The 21,732-nt window shown below is 35.9% G+C and carries 20 protein-coding genes; 13 read left to right on the plus strand and 7 right to left on the minus strand.

What is annotated here, in order from left to right:
* Positions 1–180 precede the first annotated feature (180 nt).
* The 4 genes from C8J95_RS05810 to C8J95_RS05825 are packed head-to-tail and all read left to right on the plus strand — an operon-like array spanning position 181 to position 5,435.
* Positions 181–1,713 (plus strand): aspartate aminotransferase family protein, encoded by a 1,533-nt coding sequence (locus tag C8J95_RS05810; RefSeq protein ID WP_107809396.1) that lies wholly within the window; start codon positions 181–183, stop codon positions 1,711–1,713.
* A gap of 14 nt (positions 1,714–1,727) precedes the next feature.
* A complete protein-coding gene (locus C8J95_RS05815) occupies positions 1,728–3,062 on the plus strand; it encodes a lysine N(6)-hydroxylase/L-ornithine N(5)-oxygenase family protein (protein ID WP_107809397.1) in 1,335 nt (444 codons plus the stop codon).
* Positions 3,040–3,624, plus strand: coding sequence for a GNAT family N-acetyltransferase (locus tag C8J95_RS05820; RefSeq protein ID WP_107809398.1), 585 nt, complete (start codon positions 3,040–3,042; stop codon positions 3,622–3,624). The genes C8J95_RS05815 and C8J95_RS05820 overlap by 23 nt, the downstream gene beginning before the upstream one ends.
* Positions 3,621–5,435 carry an IucA/IucC family siderophore biosynthesis protein gene (locus C8J95_RS05825; RefSeq protein ID WP_107809399.1) on the plus strand — a complete coding sequence of 605 codons (1,815 nt, stop codon included), beginning with the start codon at positions 3,621–3,623 and terminating at the stop codon, positions 5,433–5,435. Before C8J95_RS05820 ends, C8J95_RS05825 begins: the two co-directional genes overlap by 4 nt.
* A gap of 69 nt (positions 5,436–5,504) precedes the next feature.
* On the opposite strand, the gene C8J95_RS05830 is transcribed toward C8J95_RS05825, so the two are convergent.
* Together C8J95_RS05830 and C8J95_RS05835 are read right to left on the minus strand one after the other, a co-directional pair.
* Complete coding sequence (locus tag C8J95_RS05830) at positions 5,505–6,254, minus strand: DeoR/GlpR family DNA-binding transcription regulator (protein WP_107809400.1); 750 nt, start codon at positions 6,252–6,254, stop codon at positions 5,505–5,507.
* Positions 6,255–6,268: 14 nt separating this feature from the next.
* Complete coding sequence (locus C8J95_RS05835; RefSeq protein WP_107809401.1) at positions 6,269–7,447, minus strand: MFS transporter; 1,179 nt, start codon at positions 7,445–7,447, stop codon at positions 6,269–6,271.
* A gap of 136 nt (positions 7,448–7,583) precedes the next feature.
* Here C8J95_RS05835 and C8J95_RS05840 point away from each other — a divergent pair, with 136 nt between their 5' ends.
* The 5 genes from C8J95_RS05840 to C8J95_RS05860 all read left to right on the plus strand — a co-directional run bounded on the left by C8J95_RS05840 (position 7,584) and on the right by C8J95_RS05860 (position 14,091).
* On the plus strand, positions 7,584–7,940 hold the full coding sequence (locus C8J95_RS05840) for a hypothetical protein (RefSeq protein ID WP_107809402.1): 357 nt from the start codon (positions 7,584–7,586) through the stop codon (positions 7,938–7,940).
* Between the two features lie 153 nt (positions 7,941–8,093).
* The gene (locus C8J95_RS05845) at positions 8,094–8,795 is read left to right on the plus strand and encodes an ABC transporter ATP-binding protein (RefSeq protein WP_107809403.1); all 702 of its coding nucleotides are present in this window, start codon (positions 8,094–8,096) and stop codon (positions 8,793–8,795) included.
* Between the two features lie 11 nt (positions 8,796–8,806).
* Positions 8,807–11,281 (plus strand): TonB-dependent receptor, encoded by a 2,475-nt coding sequence (locus C8J95_RS05850; protein WP_107809404.1) that lies wholly within the window; start codon positions 8,807–8,809, stop codon positions 11,279–11,281.
* 11 nt (positions 11,282–11,292) lie between these two features.
* Positions 11,293–12,741, plus strand: coding sequence for a DUF3526 domain-containing protein (locus tag C8J95_RS05855; RefSeq protein WP_107809405.1), 1,449 nt, complete (start codon positions 11,293–11,295; stop codon positions 12,739–12,741).
* Positions 12,742–12,744: 3 nt separating this feature from the next.
* A complete protein-coding gene (locus C8J95_RS05860; RefSeq protein ID WP_107809406.1) occupies positions 12,745–14,091 on the plus strand; it encodes a DUF3526 domain-containing protein in 1,347 nt (448 codons plus the stop codon).
* A 62-nt stretch (positions 14,092–14,153) separates the two neighbouring features.
* Here C8J95_RS05860 and C8J95_RS05865 read toward each other — a convergent pair whose 3' ends face one another.
* Both C8J95_RS05865 and C8J95_RS05870 read right to left on the minus strand, forming a co-directional pair.
* A complete protein-coding gene (locus tag C8J95_RS05865) occupies positions 14,154–14,843 on the minus strand; it encodes a response regulator transcription factor (RefSeq protein WP_107809407.1) in 690 nt (229 codons plus the stop codon).
* The gene (locus tag C8J95_RS05870) at positions 14,836–16,173 is read right to left on the minus strand and encodes a sensor histidine kinase KdpD (protein ID WP_107809408.1); all 1,338 of its coding nucleotides are present in this window, start codon (positions 16,171–16,173) and stop codon (positions 14,836–14,838) included. The genes C8J95_RS05865 and C8J95_RS05870 overlap by 8 nt, the downstream gene beginning before the upstream one ends.
* A gap of 143 nt (positions 16,174–16,316) precedes the next feature.
* Between C8J95_RS05870 and C8J95_RS05875 the strand changes: the two genes are divergently transcribed.
* Entirely contained in the window at positions 16,317–17,510 is a 1,194-nt protein-coding gene (locus C8J95_RS05875) for an aspartyl protease family protein (RefSeq protein WP_107809409.1), read from the plus strand.
* Positions 17,511–17,761: 251 nt separating this feature from the next.
* Here C8J95_RS05875 and C8J95_RS05880 read toward each other — a convergent pair whose 3' ends face one another.
* Genes C8J95_RS05880 through C8J95_RS05890 form a run of 3 tightly spaced genes read right to left on the minus strand, consistent with a single transcriptional unit; the run spans position 17,762 to position 19,523 of the window.
* Positions 17,762–18,301, minus strand: coding sequence for an NADPH-dependent FMN reductase (locus C8J95_RS05880; RefSeq protein ID WP_107809410.1), 540 nt, complete (start codon positions 18,299–18,301; stop codon positions 17,762–17,764).
* 43 nt (positions 18,302–18,344) lie between these two features.
* Positions 18,345–18,845: a DUF2480 family protein gene (locus C8J95_RS05885; protein WP_107809411.1), complete on the minus strand. Its 501-nt coding sequence runs from the start codon at positions 18,843–18,845 to the stop codon at positions 18,345–18,347.
* A 51-nt stretch (positions 18,846–18,896) separates the two neighbouring features.
* Positions 18,897–19,523, minus strand: a complete 627-nt coding sequence (locus C8J95_RS05890; protein ID WP_107809412.1) for a superoxide dismutase — start codon at positions 19,521–19,523, stop codon at positions 18,897–18,899.
* 196 nt (positions 19,524–19,719) lie between these two features.
* Here C8J95_RS05890 and C8J95_RS05895 point away from each other — a divergent pair, with 196 nt between their 5' ends.
* The 3 genes from C8J95_RS05895 (at position 19,720) to tssD (ending at position 21,592) form a co-directional block, all read left to right on the plus strand.
* Complete coding sequence (locus tag C8J95_RS05895; RefSeq protein WP_107809413.1) at positions 19,720–20,343, plus strand: metalloregulator ArsR/SmtB family transcription factor; 624 nt, start codon at positions 19,720–19,722, stop codon at positions 20,341–20,343.
* A 19-nt stretch (positions 20,344–20,362) separates the two neighbouring features.
* Entirely contained in the window at positions 20,363–21,019 is a 657-nt protein-coding gene (locus C8J95_RS05900; protein ID WP_107809414.1) for a VOC family protein, read from the plus strand.
* A gap of 165 nt (positions 21,020–21,184) precedes the next feature.
* The gene (tssD, locus tag C8J95_RS05905; protein ID WP_059153937.1) at positions 21,185–21,592 is read left to right on the plus strand and encodes a type VI secretion system tube protein TssD; all 408 of its coding nucleotides are present in this window, start codon (positions 21,185–21,187) and stop codon (positions 21,590–21,592) included.
* The last annotated feature ends 140 nt before the right edge of the window (positions 21,593–21,732 follow it).

Consider the following 21,732-nt stretch of genomic DNA (forward strand, 5'->3'; position numbering starts at 1 on the left):
TAATTTACTTACTTTTCATTCATATTCCTAGTTAGAGGCCTCTTTTCAGAGGCCTTTAATTCTATACTTATTGATATATTTAAATTAACGGAATGACAAAAATCATAATGTTATATTAATTTAGATTAAATAAAAATAACATACATTTGGTCTGATAAATTTTATACCAAATCAGACATTATGGAAACAAAATTCGAAACAGTACCTTATCGAAAGGTATTGAAAGGGGGCAGCTCCGAATACATGGATATCTTCCATGGGACACCCGAAAATATAAACTACTACCAGAAAACAGTACAAGACACACTGGAGGTTATCACCAATTTTTTGCAAACCCGACAGACGCCATTAGGAGACACTTCTGTTCAGCGTAATAAAAGCAAAATGAATCTTGTAGATATTAACAGCGGCGAAACAATATCTGTAAAAGAATGCCTTTCCGAATTATGTGATATCTACATCAATGATGCAACTGCATTCCACCACAATTCTTATGTCGCACATCTTAACTGTCCAATATTAATTCCAACACTGGCAGCAGAGATGATTATCAGTTCCATCAATAGTTCAATGGATACCTGGGATCAGAGTCTTGGTGCCACGACGATAGAACTTCGCCTTATTGAATGGATGGGAAAAAAAATGAAGTATCCTGGGGGCTTCGACGGAGTCTTTACCAGCGGAGGAACACAGTCCAACCTAATGGCATTATTAATTGCAAGAGATGCCTATATCAAGAAAAATTATAATATCATACCTGATCAGCATGGTCTTCCTGCAGAAGCAAAAAAATTCAGAATATTCTGCTCAGAAAAAAGTCACTTTAGCTTAAATAAAGGAGCCAGCATACTGGGACTTGGTAAAGATGCGATTATCAGTGTCCCGGTAGATCAGGATTATAAAATGGACATCCGAAAACTGGAAGAACTGCTGTATGAAGAAAGAGGAAAAGGCAACTTACCTATTGCGATTGTAGGTACAGCGGGAACAACAGACTTTGGATCTATAGATCCGCTTCCGGAAATCGGCAGAATTGCTCAGGAAAACGAAATGTGGTTCCATGTAGATGCAGCATACGGTGGTGGCTTATTACTAAGCAATCAGCACCGTAGCAAACTAAATGGTTTGGAAAACGCTGACTCTTGTACTATTGACTTGCACAAAACATTCTTTCAGCCAATAAGTGCCAGTATGTTTTTGATGCGTGATCATAACAATGTTAGTTTCATTCAGTACTACGCAGATTATCTCAATCCAAAAGATCAGGAAACTTCGGGTGTCCCGAATCTGGTAAAAAAATCGTTGCAAACGACAAGAAGATTCGATGCGCTGAAATTCTGGTTTACCCTGAGAACCGTTGGAGAAGAAAAGCTAGGCAGCTATATAGATGAGATTATTGACCTTACAAAAGAAGTTTATTATCTGCTAAATGAGTATGAAAATTTCGAAACTCTGAATAGCCCCGAAATCAGTGCTCTGGTTTTCCGATATGCTCCGCCGGGTTTTCCTGAAGACAGATTGACAGAACTAAATCAGAAAATAAAGCAGGCAGTCTTCGACAGTGGCAAAGCGATGGTAGCCGGAACTAAGGTCAACAAACAATTCTACCTGAAGTTTACACTTCTTAATCCCATGACCACAATTGATGAAATACAAAAAATAATAAATCTGATCCAGGAAATAGGAGAGGAACAATCTAAAAACCTTATATAAAATACCACCAAATCATGACCCAGGAAAAAATATATGACATAATAGGAATAGGAATAGGCCCATTCAATCTCAGTATGGCTTGTCTTGCAAACCCTGTAAAAGATCTTAATACTTTATTTTTCGACCGCAGCGATCGTTTCGACTGGCATCCAGGTATGATGATGCAGGACACAACATTGCAGATACCATTCATGGCCGACCTGGTAACAATGGCTGATCCGACCAGCGAATTTACTTTCCTCAATTATATAAAGGAAAAAGGAAGAATCTATTCTTTCTATATCCGTGAGAATTTCTACCTGCTAAGGAATGAATACAATCAGTACTGCCAGTGGGCTATAGAAAAATTGGATAACCTACGATTCAGCCATAATGTAGAAGATATTATGTACGATGAGGAACAAGGAAATTATCTGGTAAAAGTATACAACAAAACAGAAGATACTGTAGAGAGTTACAGAACAAGAAAAATCGTTCTGGGTACAGGAACAACTCCGTATATGCCTTCATTTTTTCACCCTGTAAAAGATCTCGCAGCACATTCATCTGAATATCTTTATAAAAAGAAAGAACTCCAGTCACGAAAAGCAATTACCATTATAGGAAGTGGTCAAAGTGCTGCCGAAATATATTATGATCTGTTACAGGAAATAGATGTTTACGGATATGAACTCAACTGGATTACACGTTCCACCCATTTCTTCCAGATGGAATATAACAAACTTACTCTGGAGCTAACCTCTCCTGAATATGTTGATTATTTCTACAGTCTTCCTGCTGAAAAGAGAAGAGCTTTATTAAAAAATCAAAATTCCCTTTACAAAGGGATCAACGAAAGTCTGATCAATGATATTTTTGATTTGCTCTATACCAAAAGGCTGACTGCTGATTTCAAAACCAATCTTTTAACCAATTCAGAATGTGTTGGTGCCAAATACACCAAGCAAGGGATTATTGATTTAGAATTCTATCATTCCGAGCAGGAGGAAAGTTTCCATCTTGAAACCGACGGATTGGTGCTTTGTACAGGTTACAAATACCGGCTGCCAGCTTTCTTAGATGGGATTAATGATCGAATAGATTGGAAATCCACCGAGAAATTCAATGTACAGCGTAATTACAGTATTGATAAAAATGCTAATGAGATTTTTGTTCAGAATGCCGAGTTGGAAACTCATGGTTTTGTAACACCAGATTTAGGCATGGGATGCTACAGAAATTCCTATATCCTGAGAGAGATTACCGGCAGGGATGTTTATCACGTGGAACAGCAGATTGCGTTCCAGAAATTCGGAGTATATGAAAACCTAACCAAAGCACAACAATATGAGACCAGTATTTCAAAGTAAAACCTGTTTTTCCAAAAATATAGAAGGATTAGGCAACTTTGAACTTTTTCCTCTGGATCTGGACGAGCATGTTCCTGTTATTCATAACTGGGTAAATCAGGAATATGCTGAATACTGGCAAATGCTTGATACAACTACAGAGCAAGTCTATGAAGCCTATGAATATCTTTTAGCACAAAAGGATTATTACATCTGTATGGGGTATTTTGAAGGTGAACCATGCTTTTTACTGGAATGCTATCATCCAAAACATGTCCTGAGCAAATTTTACAACGTTGAAGATTCAGATTGTGGTATGCACATATTGGTAGCACCACCAGGCAAAAAAATAAAATCTTTTACATGGAGTGTATTTCAGACCATCATGGAGTTTTTATTCTCTGATCATAGAATTCAACGTGTTGTAGTAGAGCCTGATGTCAGAAATGAGAAAGTTCACAAACTAAACCGAAAAGCCGGGTTTACACGCTACAAAAAAATACAACTACTGGAAAAAGAAGCATATCTGGAGTTTTGCACCAGAGAACAATTTAGAAACGCCCTACAAAATCAAATAATATGAACCAAATAATAAGTCCCGAAAAAACAATAGAACACCTTACCCCGGAAAGTTGGGCAAAGGCAAATCTATATCTTATTCAGAAAGCCTTGGCTGAGTTTGCCCATGAAATGATTATTAACCCGCAACTAATATATGAAAAGGATGGATGGGGTTACTACCAGCTTCCTGCTCAACATGCAGAAGGAGAAGTAATTTATACCTTCAAAGCACAGAAGCGGATATTGGATCATTGGTCTATAGATGTACATTCAATAAAAAAGACGCATAACGGAAAAGAAGTTCCGTTAGATCTTATACACCTCATCGTAGATTTCAAAGAAGAATTGGAATTTTCTAAAGAGATTCTTCCGGTTTACATAGAGGAACTAATCAGTACATTATATGCCAGAGCACAGGTAATGAATCGTGAGAATAATTCTTGTATTCTGGCAGATGCAGACTACCAGACTATAGAAGGCTCGACAACCGGACATCCTACTTTTATTGCCAACAATGGGAGAATAGGCTTCGATGCAGATGACTATTACAAATATGCTCCAGAATCACAGAATGAACTTCGTTTGTTATGGATTGCTGTAAAAAAGGATCGTTGCAATTTTTCAACTGTGGAAAGCCTTAGTTATGACAAACTGATGAATCAGGAACTTTCGCCCGAGACATTAGTGAAATTCAGTCAAAAGCTAAAAGATCTGGATCTTGATGCCGAAGAATTTTATTACATGCCTATCCATCCATGGCAATGGTATAATAAAATGAATCCGACTTTCTCTTCCGAAATAGCCTTGCAAAATATTGTATTACTTGGTGAAGCAGAAGACTTATACCGTGCACAACAGTCTATCCGTACTTTTTTCAATACGAGCAACCCTGATAAATTTTATGTAAAAACAGCTATGTCTGTGCTTAACATGGGCTTTATGAGAGGACTTTCACCTTATTATATGAAAGCTACTCCGGCTATTAATCAGTGGGTAGATGATCTGGTAAAAAGCGATGCATATCTTCAAGAAAAAGGCTTTATTATTCTGAAAGAATTAGCAGCAATAGGTTACCGAAGTGAATATTATGAAAAGGCACTTCAGAATAATAATACACCTTATACCAAAATGCTGGCAGCATTATGGCGGGAAAGCCCAATGCCTTTTATCAACGAAAATCAACGTCTTATGACAATGGCTGCTCTGCTTCATCTCGATAATAATGGTTATTCTCTGGCCGCTGAATTGATTGAAAAATCAGGCCTTACAGCAGAAGAATGGGTAAGTAAGTACCTTGATCTCTATCTGATGCCTTTAATACACAGCTTCTATGAATACGACCTTGTATACATGCCACACGGTGAGAATCTGATCCTGATTATGGAAAATTATACTCCGGTGAAGATTATTATGAAAGATATAGCAGAAGAGATTGCAGTACTAAACGGAGATATCAAACTTCCGGGTGAAACCAGCCGTATTGGTATAAAAGTTCCGGACGATTTTAAACTTACTTATATTTTCACTGATGTATTCGATTGTTTCCTGAGGTATTTATCTGCTCTTCTCCATGATCAGGCAGACTTCAAAGATGAAGATTTCTGGAGACTGGTTGCCGATAAGATTATAACGTATCAGGAAGAGAGACCCCATCTGAAAGAGAAGTTTGAAAAATACGATATATTCGAGCCACAATTTAAAAGATGCTGTTTGAACCGTTTACAAATAAAAAACAATAAACAAATGGTAAACCTGGAAGATCCAATTAATAGTTTACAGTTTGTAGGGATGCTGGATAATCCAATTCATATTTATAAAAGAGAATTGGTATAATACACTACTCTAAACAATTGAAATATCTAAGAAAGCATTGCAAGCACCTTTAGCCTGCAGTGCTTTTATTTATACAAGCTGAATGTTCAAGTCTCTAAATTCATCCAGTTCTTTATTATCACTGGATAAATCGGTAATAAGGACATCTATCTTATCATTGTTAGCCACTTTAAATGGTTCTGTATTCCGAAGTTTATTATGATTAACCAAAGCTATTGTTTGCTTTGCCAAACCAAGCATTGTTTTTTTCACCTCAGCATCTGTTTTAAAAGTGGCAGAAATTCCGAACTCAGAATCTATTGCACAGGTACCCATCAAATACAAGTCGGCTATATATTGTGAAGCCTGAAAGCACGTATCTGAACCAGTTGTTGTTGCTGTATCCTGATCGTAAATACCTCCGAGAAAAATCAATTCTATATTTTTAAATTGTCTTAGAATAGGGAGCAATTCTACATTATTAGTAATCACACGTAAAGCAATATTAGCGGGTAAACTATTTGCAATCGCATAGATCGTTGTCCCACCATCCATAAAAACAGTCATCCCGTTTTTAATAAATTTCTGAGCTTTTAATGCAATAATATTCTTTTCAGTTACAGAATGAGATGACCTTTCCTGAAATGACATCGGATCTTTGCTTCTCAACATTGCACCGCCTCTCACTTTGGATAGAAGTCCATTTTTGTATAGGTAATCTATATCTCGCCTTATAGTATCTTCCGAAACCGACATTAATGATGCTAAAGCCTCATAAGTAGAAGTTGTCTCTTGCTTCAGTTTGTTTAATATTATTTCAAAACGTTCTTCTTTAAGCATAATAATATTTCAGATTATATATTTTTTTTAAGTCCATATATCACGGCTACTGCAAGCAATAAGAAGGCAATAAGTCCAAAAGCAATCTGTAGTGAAAACAGATGTGCAATATAGCCTAATAATGCGGGACCAGCTAATTGTCCTGCATAGCCCATGGTTGTAATAGCAGAAATACTTGTTGTTGGAGAAACTCCCGGAATTTTACCACCTTCACTAAAGAATATCGGGACTATATTTGCCGCACCTGTACCCAGTAATATAAAACCTAAAATACTTATGGGCAAAGAGCCTGCTATAATAAGAATTACACCTGTTACAGCTACAAGTCCGCCACCCGTAACAACAGTTTTACTATTCAGTTTACTTACTATTCTGTCACCTAATAATCGCATTACAGCCATTGCTATAGAAAAGGCAGCATATCCTGCTCCTGCAAATTCAGGTGTGATATCCTTTAAATCTCTAAGGAAAACAGCACTCCAGTCCAGCATTGCTCCTTCCGATAAAAAAGTAGAAAAGCACATAAAGCCCAATAATAATATACTTCCGTTTAGCCATTGGAATTTGTTTTTGTTTAGTGATTTCCCTTCTGTAGCCTGAGTAAATTGGTTGATTGTTTCTTTTTCAAAATCAGAATCAAATAAGTATTTATACTGACTTACCGCCAGAATAATTAGTAATAAAGCAATGGCAATGGCTGCATATAGAGGCTCCAAACCAGACTTCATCAGGAATCCTATGATTAACGGTCCCAAAAGTCCACCTACACTGAATAATCCATGCAGAGATGACATGATTGGTCGCCCATATAAATTCTGAACCTGAACGCCATGAGCATTCATTGCAACATCTACAGTTCCGATACCACAGCCAAAGAGAAAAAGCACAACAGCCATTCCTATAAACGAAGGAATTATAACTAAAAACGGCATTGAAAGAGCGACAAGAAATGTACTTGCAACAATCACTTTACGGCTTCCTATCTTATTCATTAAAATACCTGATACAGGCATCATAGCAATAGCACCTAATCCTAATAAAAGAAGCAGAAAACCAAGATCGGCTTCATTAAGTACCAAACGGTCTTTTACATAAGGAACCATTGGAGCCCAGCTCGAAATACCCAGTCCACACGTAAAAAAAATAAATTGAGTTGCCTTCTTAGCATTCGAGAGTTTTCTGGTTATTTCCATTGCACAAATTTTACATTTGCAATATCATGCAATTTTGCTAATATTTGCAATAATGAAATTTAATTTGGTATATCCCTCTTAAATTTGTAAAATTGAAATCTCTAATCATCCATTAACGGATAACAAACCCCAAGAGTTGAAGGTAAGCAGGCATTATAAGAATTTTCTGACCGCTATTTTTATAGCTATATATGCCTTTGCTGTTTCTCCGGCAGAATACTTACACAACCATCTCTTCCATAACTTCGACACCAATGGAATTCAGCATCCAGCAAAACATGGTGATGCAAATCTAAAAAAAGCAGCATCTTCATGTGATGGTAAGTGCCCTATTTGTCATCATAAGCTTATTGGAGAAGAGGGTAATAAAGCTGTTCTTATTCCGGATTTCTATTCCGGAAAAATTAGTGGCAAAATATCATCTTTCATTCCGGAATTTTCTTTCTCAAAATTCTTTTCTTTAGCTGTAAGAGGCCCGCCGGTATTATTATGATATTCAAATAAATAACGTCAGCATATCCTGCTGACTACAATTCTTATTTATATAACACATCCGCTGTTTATACTGACTTTTAAAGCTTTTACCTCAAGTATCAGCTTATTAGGTTATCAGTATATACACAGAGGAGACATAATAATATTTTCGATGTCAGTATTACAAGCAATAGCGCTTAGTAAGCAGTACAATAATGTAACTGCACTAAGCAATCTTAATATATCCGTAGAAAAAGGAGAAGTTTTCTGTCTGCTGGGACAAAACGGTGCCGGCAAAACCACAACAATTAATATTTTCTTAGGTTTTCTGGAAGCAACTTCCGGAAAAGCTTTGATCAATGGAGCTGAAGTACACCTCAACGATGAATGGACTAAAAAATACATTGCCTATATCCCCGAAGTAGTTCAGCTGTATCCTAACCTTACAGGAATAGAGAATCTGGATTTCTTTAGTAAAATGGCTGGTTTTAATTATTCGAAAGAGCAGCTTACAGAATTTCTGAAAAGAACCAGCTTACAGGAATCTGCACACCATAAAAGACTCTCTGCCTATTCTAAAGGAATGCGCCAGAAAGTAGCGATTGCCATTGCAATAGCTAAAGATGCCGATGTTATCCTGATGGACGAACCCACCTCCGGGCTGGATCCAAAAGCAACAGCAGAGTTTACCCGAATTTGTAAAGAATTTGTTGCACAGGGTAAAACCATTGTAATGGCAACCCACGATATCTTCAATGCGGTAAACGTAGGTACCAGAATAGGAATAATGAAGCAGGGATCATTAGTTCATACAATAGATGCTAAGTCTGTTACGGCAAGTGAATTACAGAAAATCTATCTGGAAACAATCTAAAGCCGGCATACATGAAGTATTTATATATAGCAGCCACACTGGTAATATCCAGTGTGAAGATCTGCGCACAAGAAAATTTTTCGGGAGAGGTCACGGGCCAGGATGGAAAGAAGATTGGTAACGTACACATCATCATCAAAAATAAAGAAGGAGAATATAAAACAACTACCAATCGGGAGGGGAACTTTATTATGACCGGAATCCTGCCAGGCTTATATCATATTAAAGCCAATGCAAAGGCATATGATAGTTATAACCATCAAATAAAAATAGACAGTACAACACCTAAAATATTTATACAACTTTTCAGACAGGCAAACGAAATACAAAATGTTGAAATCTTGGGACGTTCTTCCAAAAAGTATTATAGTGATTACTCTTTCACTGCGACTAAGATCGCTGCAGACAATAAGGATATTCCGCTTTCCATTTCAACTGTAAGTAAAGAGTTAATGGCCGATAAACAGGCTTATCAGTTGGGAGATGCGGTAAAGATGGCAAGTAGTGTAACACCTATTAGTTACTATAACCAGTTTAGTATCCGCGGTATTGCACAGAATGAAGAAGGAACCATTATCAATGGTATGCGTACCCGACAGTATTATTTTATACAGCCTATTACCAGTAATCTGGAAAAGATAGAAGTAATAAAAGGACCGGCAAGTGCTACTATGGGAAGTGTAGATCCGGGAGGAAGTATTGTCCTGATTACGAAGAAACCATTAAAAACAACAAGGAGAGAGGTAAGTATAAGTGCAGGCAGTTTTAGTACCATAAGAGGAACAATGGATTTTACCGGACCTTTGGATCAGGATAAAACATTATTATATCGTTTTAATGCTGCTTATACGGAAGCAAAAAGCTTCAGAGACCTACAGTCTCAAAAAGCAATATTGATATCTCCATCCTTTTCTTATATCCCAAATGATAAGACAGCCATTAATGTAGAGATGATCTACAATGATTCTAATGGAAGAATAGACAGGGGACAGCCTATCTTTGGGGCAAAAGATGGAGCTACAGATCTCCGCAGTACACCTATAAGTTTTAATCTGGGTGCAGTAGACGATTATTTCAAATCGAGGGAACTAATCATTATGTCCAATTTCACACATAAGCTTACCGATAAGATTAGTATCAATGCTTCTTATATGAAGCAAACCTGGAAAGAAGATTTACAGGAACACAGAACAACCAATGCTTTTGCAGTAGATAAGGATAATAAACCTATTCCAACACTTGCTGCAATGCAGATGGTACAGCGCGATCAGTTCTGGAATACTGATAATCTGAATACTTATCTGACATTTGATGTAAAAACTGGTCCCCTGCAACATAAGATTCTGGCAGGTTATGATTACCTCAGCACTCATAAACACAAAGGCGGAGCACAAAATACAGCAAGGGGATATCTGCTGACCAATGGAAAAACAGCATCGTCTTACGATCCAAAGAATGCTGATGCCTATCAAATGATTACTGTAGATGGTATCACAATGCCAAAGCCAAATGTAGAACACTTCAATCTGGCGAACCCTGTATATAATATAAAAAATACAAGCGAATATATATTTGCCAAGGCAGCTTTACCACCCGCATTAATTAGTTCCGGAGGTCTTTATCTGCAGGATCAGATCAAATGGAACCGGTTCAATTTATTTCTGAGCCTTCGACAGGAATGGTTTCAGGATGTAACAAATTACAAAGAGAACAATGAAATTGTTGTAAAAGATTCAAAACTGATCCCAAGAATAGGACTAACCTATACCGTGAATGATAAAATAAATGTATATGCTTCTTATATCGAAGGCTTTCAGCCGCAATCCAATACAGCTTCTTTAGCTCCGATAACAATTCCATCCGGACGTGCTTTCCAGCCATTGATAAGCAATTCTAAGGAAGTCGGGATGAAAGCAGATTTTTTCAATAAGAAAATTCATGTCGATCTGGCAATATATGAGATTATCCAGAAAAACATTCTGCTAAATGCCAATGATCCTTCAAATCCTGATTTATTAGTCACAAGAGGAAAGGAGAGGAGCAGAGGATTCGAAATGGATATTATCGGTTATATTCTACCAAACTGGCAGGTTTATGCTACATATGGTTATAATGATGCCAAAATTGTGGAAGATACCAATCCTGCATTAGTAGGTGCCAGAAAGCAAAATACGCCAGTTCATAGTGCCAATATATGGCAGAAATACAGTTTTAGTCAGAATAGTATCATGAAGGATTTTGCTATTGGATTCGGTATTCAGTACAGTGGAAATAAAGTCCCGATGTATAACCGTTCGTTTTTAGTTCCGGATTATACACTACTAGATGCTGCAATCTATTACACTCCAAAACAAGGACATCTGGAGATGGCTCTGAATGTCAATAATCTATTTAACAAAACCTATTGGTTGGGAGCACAGAATTATCTGAGACTCTTCCCCGGAGCGCCCAGAAATGCAATGCTTACCGCAACCTATAAATTCTAAATCTTGTTTATATGAGAAAAAATATCATTCGGCTGATTTCCGGACAAGTATGGAAACAGTCATTACAAAATAAAGGAATCCTCTTTCTGCTCATTTTACTTATTTGCTTATTTGTATTTGCAGCTTATACGGGCTGGAAAAACTATTCGGTACAGGAGGAAATAAGAACTGAACATCAGCATGAAGTACGTCAGCAATGGGAAAGCAAACCAGATAAACATCCACACAGGATGGCCCATTATGGCTATCTGATTTTCCGTCCAAGATATCCGTTAAGCTTTTTTGATTCAGGCCTAGAACGTTATACCGGAAATTCTGTATTTCTGGAAGCTCATAAACAAAATACAGCAAACTTTTCGGAAGCCGGGTTTTCATCGGGAATGTTACGGTTTGGAGAAATCAGTATTGCAATGATCCTTCAAATTCTGGTTCCATTATTTATCTTTTTCCTTGGGTTTAGCTGTATCTCTGCAGAAAGGGAAAACAACACCCTGAAAGTACTTCTGAGTCAGGGGGTAAAATGGAAAGAACTTTTGACTGGAAAAATGTTGGGATTATTGTCTATAGCCAGCCTCCTGTACTTTCCTGTAATTATAGTTTCAGTAATTTTCTGGCTATCTCTAACTGGCTTCAAAGTTAGTATAGATGAGGTAACACGGTTATCATGGATTATCCTTAGTTATTTTGGTTATTTCTTTATTATATGTCTGGTTTGTGTGCTGGTTTCGGCTACAAGTAAAACATCAAAATCATCTTTAATAAAGTTAATCAGTATCTGGCTTTTATTTATTGTGATTATGCCAAGAGCAGCGCAAGCATTTGGAAGCTATACACATCCGGCGCCTTCCAAAATAGACTTTGATACACGGGTGGAAAGTGAGCTGATAAAAGCCGGAGACAGCCATAATCCCGATGATATACACTATAAAGGAATAAAAGATTCTTTGCTAAAAACTTATAAAGTAGCCACAGTAGAGGAGTTACCCTTTAATTACAGTGGCTATATTATGGCAGAGGGTGAAAAAATAAGTGCCGGGATCTATAATAAATACTGGAATGAGCAGCTACATATCTACGAAAATCAAAATAATGTAAGTACTTATCTCTCATTTATCAACCCGTTTTTGGCCATTCGAAATCTCTCGATGGCACTTACCGGTTCAGATTTCAATTCGTATGTCAGCTATCAGGAGCAGGTCGAAGAATATCGCTATAAGCTAGCCCAACTAATGAATAAACTGCAAATGGAAAATATCAGTAACAAAAAGCAGGGAGCAATAGATAAGCCTTACACTATAAGCAAGGATCATTGGAAAGAAATGCCTGATTTCAGGTATCGGTTTATCGGACAAAGGGATCTGTTCAAAAATGAAATAAGTGCCATACTATCTCTTATTATCTGGGGAGTAGGCCTCTTATTTTTGATTCATGTTATATCTAAAAAAATAAAAATATACTAAGCTATGTACCTATTATTATTTAAAAACTTCTTCCGCTCCCGGTCAGCTTACCTTGGATTGGCTTTTTTACTATTATCAGGTATGGTAAGCATCTATATTGGTAAACAGTTTATAGACAAGCAAGAAAACAATATTGAACATACGGCCAAATATCAGCAGGATCATATACAGCGCTATGTCAAATATTTTGACAAAGAAGCAGGTTTACTGCTATATTACCTGAAGTTTGGGCTGGTAAATAATACAGATAATTTAAATGCTCTTTCTGTAGGACAACGTGATATTAATCCATCTGTACAAAGCCTAACGATTAGAAATCTTGAAGGTCAGAAATATGATACCGATCTCAACAATCCTGTAAGTCTGCTTTTTGGAAATCTGGACTTGGGTTTTGTTATAATATTCCTGTTCCCGTTAGTAATTATTTCTTTCTGTTATAATCTGCTATCTGAAGAGAAAGAGGAGAGTACCTGGGTATTGGTATCTGTACAGTCTGCAAAGCCAATGAAGATTCTTTTCCAGAAGTTACTCGTACGGTTTATTTCAGTTATTGGAGTATTTATGGTTTTAATGATTCTGGCATTCATAATTCTTGATCTGGATTTTAATACAGCATTTTTTGGTTTTATTTCAGTGTCTTTGTTCTATCTGAGTTTTTGGTTCACTCTAAGCTTCTGGATTGTATCTATGAAAAAGAATTCCAGTATCAATGCGGCAAGCCTGCTTTCATTCTGGATTATACTAATTATTGTATTGCCTGCACTTCTGAATAATTTTATTATAAACAGATATCCGCTGCCGGAAGCATTGGATACAGTAATAGAGCAAAGAGAAGGCTATCATGCAAAATGGGACACAGATAAAAAAGCTACTATGGAGAAATTCTATAAACATTATCCTCAGTTTTCTTCTTTCGGATATCCAAAGGAGAGCTTTAATTGGCTATGGTATTATGCTATGCAGCAAATGGGTGATGATGAATCCAAAGCACAGTCTGATCAGTTGGTTCATAAATTATGGAAACGTGAAAAAATGAGCCGGAGTCTCTCTTTTTTCATTCCGGGATTACATACCCAGTTTCAGTTCAATGATCTTACCCATTCGGGGCTTAGCAATCAGTTAAAGTTTATGCAGGCCACAGGTAAGTTTCATGAGAAAATGCGGCTTTATTTCTATCCTAAAATTTTTGCCAATGAACCAGTAAATAATCTAAACTGGGATTCCTTTCAGCCGGAGCACTATCATGAAGATTTTCAGCCCAACTGGTGGGCGATGCTCGGGCCTTTATTTATTTTTAGTTTATTATTAGGCATACTCACGATGCAAAATTTCAGAAAACCTGTTCTGTAAAAATATGGCCTCACAAATCATAAGTTTGTGAGGCTTTTATAATATATATTATACTATATCAACTATGTAATAATCAGTCGGTAACCAACTGACCTGACATTTAAAATATTAATCCGAGGATCTTTCGACAACAGTTTACGCAACTTGGAAATGAAGACATCCAGACTACGTCCGTTGAAGAAATTATCATCTCCCCAAAGGTCTATAAGGGTTTTATCCCGAAATAACATTCCATTTTCACCTGTAGCCAGTCTGTGGAGAATTTCTCCGGATTTTGGAGAAAGATTAAAATACTCATCCTTATACTTTAGTTTAAGCGTGTAGGGGTTGTATTCGTAATCACCAATTTTCACGGGCTTTATGATTGGTACTGCTGTAGCTTTTATATTTTTAAACAGTCTGTTGATTCTGGCCACAAGCTCTTCAATACTAAAAGGCTTGCGCATATAATCATCTGCACCTATAGAGAAGCCTTTTAATACATCCTCTGTTAATACACGTGCAGAAAGAAGAATCAACGGAATAGTATTACCTTGCTCTCTTATCACTTTCAAAAAAGAATAACCATCTAACTTTGGCATCATAATATCTGCGATTACAATATCAAAATCCTGATTTTGTATCGCCAAAAGTCCTTCCTCTCCATTATTGACCCATTTTACAATAAACCCTTCTCTCTTCAGAAATTCGTAGGTTAGTTCCCCCAGATCAGTATCGTCTTCTAAATATAATATTCTGACTTTATTATTCATACGATGGGATATTTAATTCTATAGTTGTGCCTTCCGGTGTAGTATGCAACAAACGAATATTTCCGTTCTGCTTTTTTAACGAACTCTTTACAAAACTTAATCCCAGACCAAATCCTTTCACATCATGCAAATCATTATTCATAATTCTGAAATATGGCTCAAAAATTTCTTTTTCATATTTCCGGGGAATACCAATACCGTTATCTTGTATGGTTATGATAATCCGATTATTCTTTTTAACTGCCAAAACACTTATGACAGGCTTTTTATCAGAATATTTCAGAGAATTATCATACAGATTGGTAAATATCTGTTTTAGCTGTTCGTAATTGCCTTTTATATTAATATTCTCATTAATATCCATCAACCTTATCTCTGCCTGTTTATCTTCTGTAATAACCGAAAGGCTATCCTGAACTTCATGTAATAAGGACAATAAATTTACAGAATTCAGATCAATTTTCCCTGTAGCTTCATCCGCTCTGGCATTTTGCAGGATTGCTTCTACCAGAGAAGAAAGTTTATTGGCTGCTCGCTGAATAATATGGGCATATTTTTTTGCACCTTCAGGTTCGTTTGTAATATTATATTTTTCCAGACCTTCGGCTGCAATCAATATCGTAGACACAGGAATTTTAAGCTCATGTGTCATATTGCGGGTAAACACTTCTTTATTTCTCAGGAGTCTCTGATTAAGCAACAAATTGCGGTATATAATAAAAAGTGTCCCAATAAAAAGAATCATATAGAATACGGAAAACAAAATTGCCCATGATATAGAATAGATAGTAGTGGCAAATAAGTTCTTAATATGAATACTAAAGGTTCCTTTGCCATACAATTTATTAACCTCTTCTGTTGTATTTTCTGTATAAACAGTCTGCCCTGTGGGATATGTACTTATAACTTGTTTAGCTTTATTATAAACAATAATATCTCCGTATCTAAATAGGACCGGCATAGATTTCTTTATTGAAGAATAGAGCAGACTATCGATTTTCAGGTCCGGAACATTAAACTTTTTTATCTGCTCAGAATTTTTCAAATTACTAGATTCTAAAACAATAACCTCTGCATTTTTATTTGTTTTATAGCTCTCCTTTACAGAACCATCCTGTTTCCCAAGAGCAGATTTAATCCCTGGATTTTTTGCAAGTTCGTCCATCAGTTTATTAAGTAGGATTTGTTGCATTTCTACCTTTGTCTGATCCAGCAACTCTTGCTTCTTGGTCTGAAAAGTATTCCATAGCCAATAACCCTGAAAGGTAAAGACGACAACTACAGTCAATATTAAAAGCTGCTTCCCAAAATGAATAAAAAAGTTATACATGAAATTTGTATTTCTATACACCGAAATTACATATTATGAGTTGTAATAAAATAATCTGATAACATTATTTAACACTAGATAACTATTGGATAACTAAGATATTCCTGTTTTTATCAAAAATTTGCAGTGATAAAAAAAGAATTATGAAATCAGTATTAAAAAACACAGGGCTTTTGTTTACTCTTCTATTCGCCCTTATTACATCGGCACAAGAAGTAAAGCTTCCTTTCGAACTATCAAAGGACAACAAATCTATATTTATAAAACTGCCCATGGAAAACCAGAAAGACAGCCTGGTTTTCTTTTTCGATACAGGGGCTGCTACTACATTGTTAGATAAGAAAATGGCCGATAAATATAACCTTAAGGCAAATCATAAAACAGAAGTAGCCGGAGCTGGTGGGAAAAAAGTCTATGATGTATTGACAAATCAAAAAATATTTCTGGACAGGAATAACCATGTAGAAACTAACATTGTATTTGATGATTTGTCAAGACTCAGTACATTATATGATAGGAATTTCGATGGAATTATTGGCGCTGCAATTCTGAAGAAATATCTTACGAAATTTGATTTTGAAACACATACAATGTATTTATATAAATTCGGTGAACCTCTGGACAATACAGGATATGAAAAGATTGACTTTGAATTTTATTCGGGGGGAATACCTAGATTTCCCATCACGTTTGAATTAAAAAATAAAGAAAAATTTTCAGGCGACATCCTATTTGACAGTGGCGCATCACTTTCTCTTCTGGTAAATGCTCCTTACAAGGAGAAAAATAATCTACTAAGCAAGATGAGTAGAAAAATAACATACAGCAGTAGTAATCTGAGCAATAAAACAAATTACAGTAAAGGTCTTATTGAAAGTATCCAACTGGGTAATACTAGAATTGAACATAAAAATTTAGGCATTTTGTTCTCTTCGGATAAGCAAGGTGTGAGTTCTGAGAATGGTCTGCTAGGTATATTGGGTAGCGAAATTATTAACAGATTCAACTTTATATTGGATTATAAAAATAAAAAACTTTATCTAAAGCCTAACTCTCTTTTTCATAACGAATTTGAAATGCCAATTAGTCCTATATCTTTAAAGTATAGTGATGATAGAAATGAAATCAGAATATCCAGTATTATGGAAAATACAGATGCTTATAAAAAAGGGTTGAAAGAAGACCAGAAAATTATATCTATCAATAATATTGTAAGTAATGATATTGAAACATATAGGCAATTACTGAAGCAAAAAAATAAAAAAGTAATAATCAAATACAAGGACAGTGATAATAAGATCAAAACTGTAAAGTTTAAACTAAAGGAACTACTTTAAATTACAAATATTTTAATTAAAAAAACAAATAGCAGCTTTATAATAAGCTGCTATTTGCATATAAACAGAAATATATGAATAAAGGAATTAATCCATTTTTATTAATTTTTAATCAAAGAAAATTACACACATTACCTTATAGTATAATTATATAGATACAATAATTAGCCAGAAAAAAGTTTAGTTCTCGATCCGGAAGAAATATTATAGAAATTACCTAATAATTTTAAAGCCGGCGGACCACACTGTGATTATTTTTTTATAGCAATTTTAATCAAAAGATCCAGCTTCTTTTTATATTCCTGAGATATAACACCAGCCTTTCCTTCTTCATAAAGACCGCTTCTGGCAATAGGAACACTAAAAGGAAGAGTCCATGCTCTTAATGACTTTGCAATAGCATCCATGGCATTAATCCCTTGCATTGCCTGCACACCATCTGCCCAGCAAACCAATCCTACTTTTCTGTCTGTAAGATAGGGTTCCTCATTTTTCGCACTTACTTCCAACCAATCCAAACAGTTCTTCATAACTCCGGGAATGCTTCCATGATAGAGTGGTGCCAACCAGAAATGAACATCTGCTTCCAGAAATAGTTTATTCATAATCTCTACACCATGAGGCACATTTTTCAGTGTTGTATCATATAAAGGGATTCCACTGTCTACAAGATTGAATATTTTGGTTTCCACACCAGATTCTTTCAGTTTTTCCGAAATATAATCCGAAAGTGCTCCGGAGGTAGACAAAGGTTTTCTTTCCAGAGCTCCGTTAAATATTATTGCTTTCATTAGTATATATAATATAATTTGATATTCCGCAAAATATCAGCTTTTAATGTTTAAAGATTACTTTAGGCATTCCGATTTCACCATACATCAGGGCTTTTACCAAAGGCTTCAGACAACTTGTTGCCAGCATGTAAAGCGCAGGAGGCATATCCGGTCTTGCACGTACTACAACCTTATGTCCGGTAAAAGGAATTAAATCAGCTTTTAGTAGGTTATCCTTCCACAGATCCTCTTCAACCGAATTTATATCCTTAAAATCAAAATAAGCAGCATTGTTATGAAATTTTTCAGCAAGCACCATGTAAACCCAAGGCGGGATAATAGCATCTGCCGAGCAAACTATAGCTACAGCCTTCCCTTTGAAGTTAGTAAAATCAATCTGAGACATCGAGCTTCTGAATTCTTTTTCTTTCACGATCATCTCCATGTAAAGATAATCTTTAATATCGAATTCAATGATCTCGATATCCGGCTTATAATCAATTAAATCAAATGCTATGATTCCTGATGCTTCAACCTTGTTTACAAAAATATCCCTTGTCATTCTAAAATTTTACTGATCTTGCCAATTATTCCGGCCAATACTGCTTTTCTACTATTTAGTTTCTGCAAGTGCAGCTTCGTAATTTTCTTCTACAGCTTCCCAATTCAGAACAGACCAGAAAGCATCCAGATAGTCAGCTCTCTTATTCTGATATTTCAGGTAATAAGCATGTTCCCATACATCTACTCCCAAAATAGGAAAACCTCTGCTTACCAATTGTGTATCCATTAACGGATTATCCTGGTTGGCTGTTCCTGTAATTCCTAAAGAACCGTTATACTTCACAAATAACCATGACCAACCGGACCCAAATTGTCCCAAGCCAACTCTTTTTATTTCCTCTTTAAGAGCATCCATACTGCCAAAAGTCAATTTGATCGCTTCTGCCAATTTCCCTGTAGGTTCAGTTTTAGGAGCTGGAGATAGAATACTCCAGAACAAAAGGTGATTATAATGTCCTCCGCCATTGTTTCTTGTAGCAGGGCTGTATTTACTAATTTCCGGTAAGATTTCTTTCAGGCTTTTTCCTTCTGCATCACTACCTTCAAGAGCTTTATTCAGATTGTCTACATAAGCCTGATGGTGACGCTGATGATGAATTTTCATTGTTTCACTGTCGAAATGAGGCTCTAAAGCATCATATGCATATGGAAGTTCTGGTAACTGAAATGTACTCATAACATTGTTTTTTTGTTGTTATTAATCTGAGGCAAAGTAAAAGAAGAAAAACAATAAAACAACTAAAAAGTTGTTTTATTAAATAAAATAAAACAATTTACAATATCTATCAATATCCTGTATCAAACATAAAAGCTAATAAATAGAAACTACTACCTTTGTAGGTAATAAAAATAAAACAACTAAATGTTGCTAAATGAAAAAGAATCCGACAGATAAAATATTAATGCTTCTAAAGATGAGAGGAGAAGCAACTGCTCTTGTTATTGCGGAAGAATTAGCCATTACTAAGGAAGGTGCCCGAAAGCATCTTCTGAACCTTTCTGCAGACGGACTTATAGAAGCAACTGTGCAAAGCGGGGGAGTAGGCCGACCTTCTGTCAGTTATTCTCTCACCGAAAAAGGAGTAGCCAGATTTCCGGACAGCCATGCCGATATTACAGTACAACTGCTAAAATCAGTAAAAAGTCTGTTAGGAGAAAATGCATTGAATCTTCTTATTGGTGACAGAGAGGCAATTGTTTATCAGAAATACAATAAAGCCCTAACAGGAGCTGAAACGTTGGATCAGAAACTAAAAATACTGAGCCAGAAGCGTTCCGAAGAAGGCTATATGGCGGAGTGGAAGAAAGATGATGATACTTATTATCTTACGGAAAACCATTGCCCAATTTGTGCAGCAGCAACAGAATGTCAGGGGTTTTGCCGCTCGGAACTGAATAACTTCAGACAATTATTGGGTCCTGAATATAGCATAGAGAGGACAGAATATATACTAGACAGTGGTAAACGCTGTACTTATAAAATCGAGAAAATATAACAATAACAAACCAGGCATAATGATAATCTCCGAACTTATTTTGCAGACCAATAACTTGGCAGAAACCGAAAAATTTTATTCCAAAAACCTTCAACTGGAGATGATCACAAAAACTGAATCTTCAGTTTCATTTCGTACCGGAGACTCTATGCTGACTTTTGAACAAAGTGAGCGGAAAGAAAATTTTAAATATCATTTTGCATTTAATATTCCGGCCAATCAGCTGGAAGAAGCAATTATATGGGCATATAATAAGATTGAACTGATCAGAAATCCGGAAAGTCATCTTATCACAAATTTTGATAACTGGAAAGCTCAGGCAATTTATTTTTATGATAACAACGGAAATCTTGCTGAATTTATAGGCAGGGCAGACCTTGCCAATAATTCAGATACCGAATTTTCATCTAAAAGTATACTAAACATTAGTGAAATTGGAATCGTTACTACCAATCCGTTGGATCTTGCCAATCAGATAACTCAACAAACAGGAGTCGATTATTTCGCTAAAGGTCCAAAGACAGAAGATTTTGTAGTCTTGGGAAATGATAATGGATTACTTATCATTGTAAGTTCTGAAAGGAATTGGTATCCTACGGAAAATAAAGCGGAGCAACATAAAATAAAAGCAAGGATTATAACGGATCAAGCAGAGATCAGCTTCGAATTCAACTAATACTATAAAGTGTTATAAATCAAAAAATTACTCTTGTAGTATTTCTACTACAATTTTAAAATTAAACAAAAACTCTGGTTGTTGTTTCAAAAAGGTCATATAAATTTGGTGTACCAAGAATAAGGAAACACTAAAATATTTTTAACAATTAAATTCTTAGAAATCATGGCTGCAAACAATTCAAGAGCTATCTTAAAATTCAACAACGGTACTGACCAAAAAGTATTAAAACTTAACTACAGCGTAGCACGTTCTACTGACGTTTCAGGTAGAGTGGCTTCTGATCCTTCTAACGCGATTATCAAAATCACTGTAGAAGCGACTGAGAAATCTGACATCATCGAATCTCTATTGAATGGTAAATACAAACCAACTTCTGGTGAAGTTACATTCAACAAATCTCATGAAGAAGGAACTCTTATCAAACTTAACTGGGAAAACGGATATGTAATCCAGCACGAGGTTGACTTTGATGCTATCGACAGCAATAACATGTTGGTGAGCTTCGTGATCAGTGCTGAGAAAATCACTTATGGTGGTGGTGCTTACGATGGTATCTGGCCAGGTAACTAAAATATAAATTCTGATATGAATTTTTAACTAATAGCGCATTGTTAGCAGTGCGCTATTTTGCCTTTTTTTATTTGAGTAAGAAAAATAACGCTTTAGACGTTATATATATATAAGGAGATAATTTTTATCCTGATTTATAC

It is taken from the genome of Elizabethkingia sp. YR214 (genome assembly GCF_003058195.1).
Classification (GTDB): Bacteria; Bacteroidota; Bacteroidia; order Flavobacteriales; family Weeksellaceae; genus Elizabethkingia.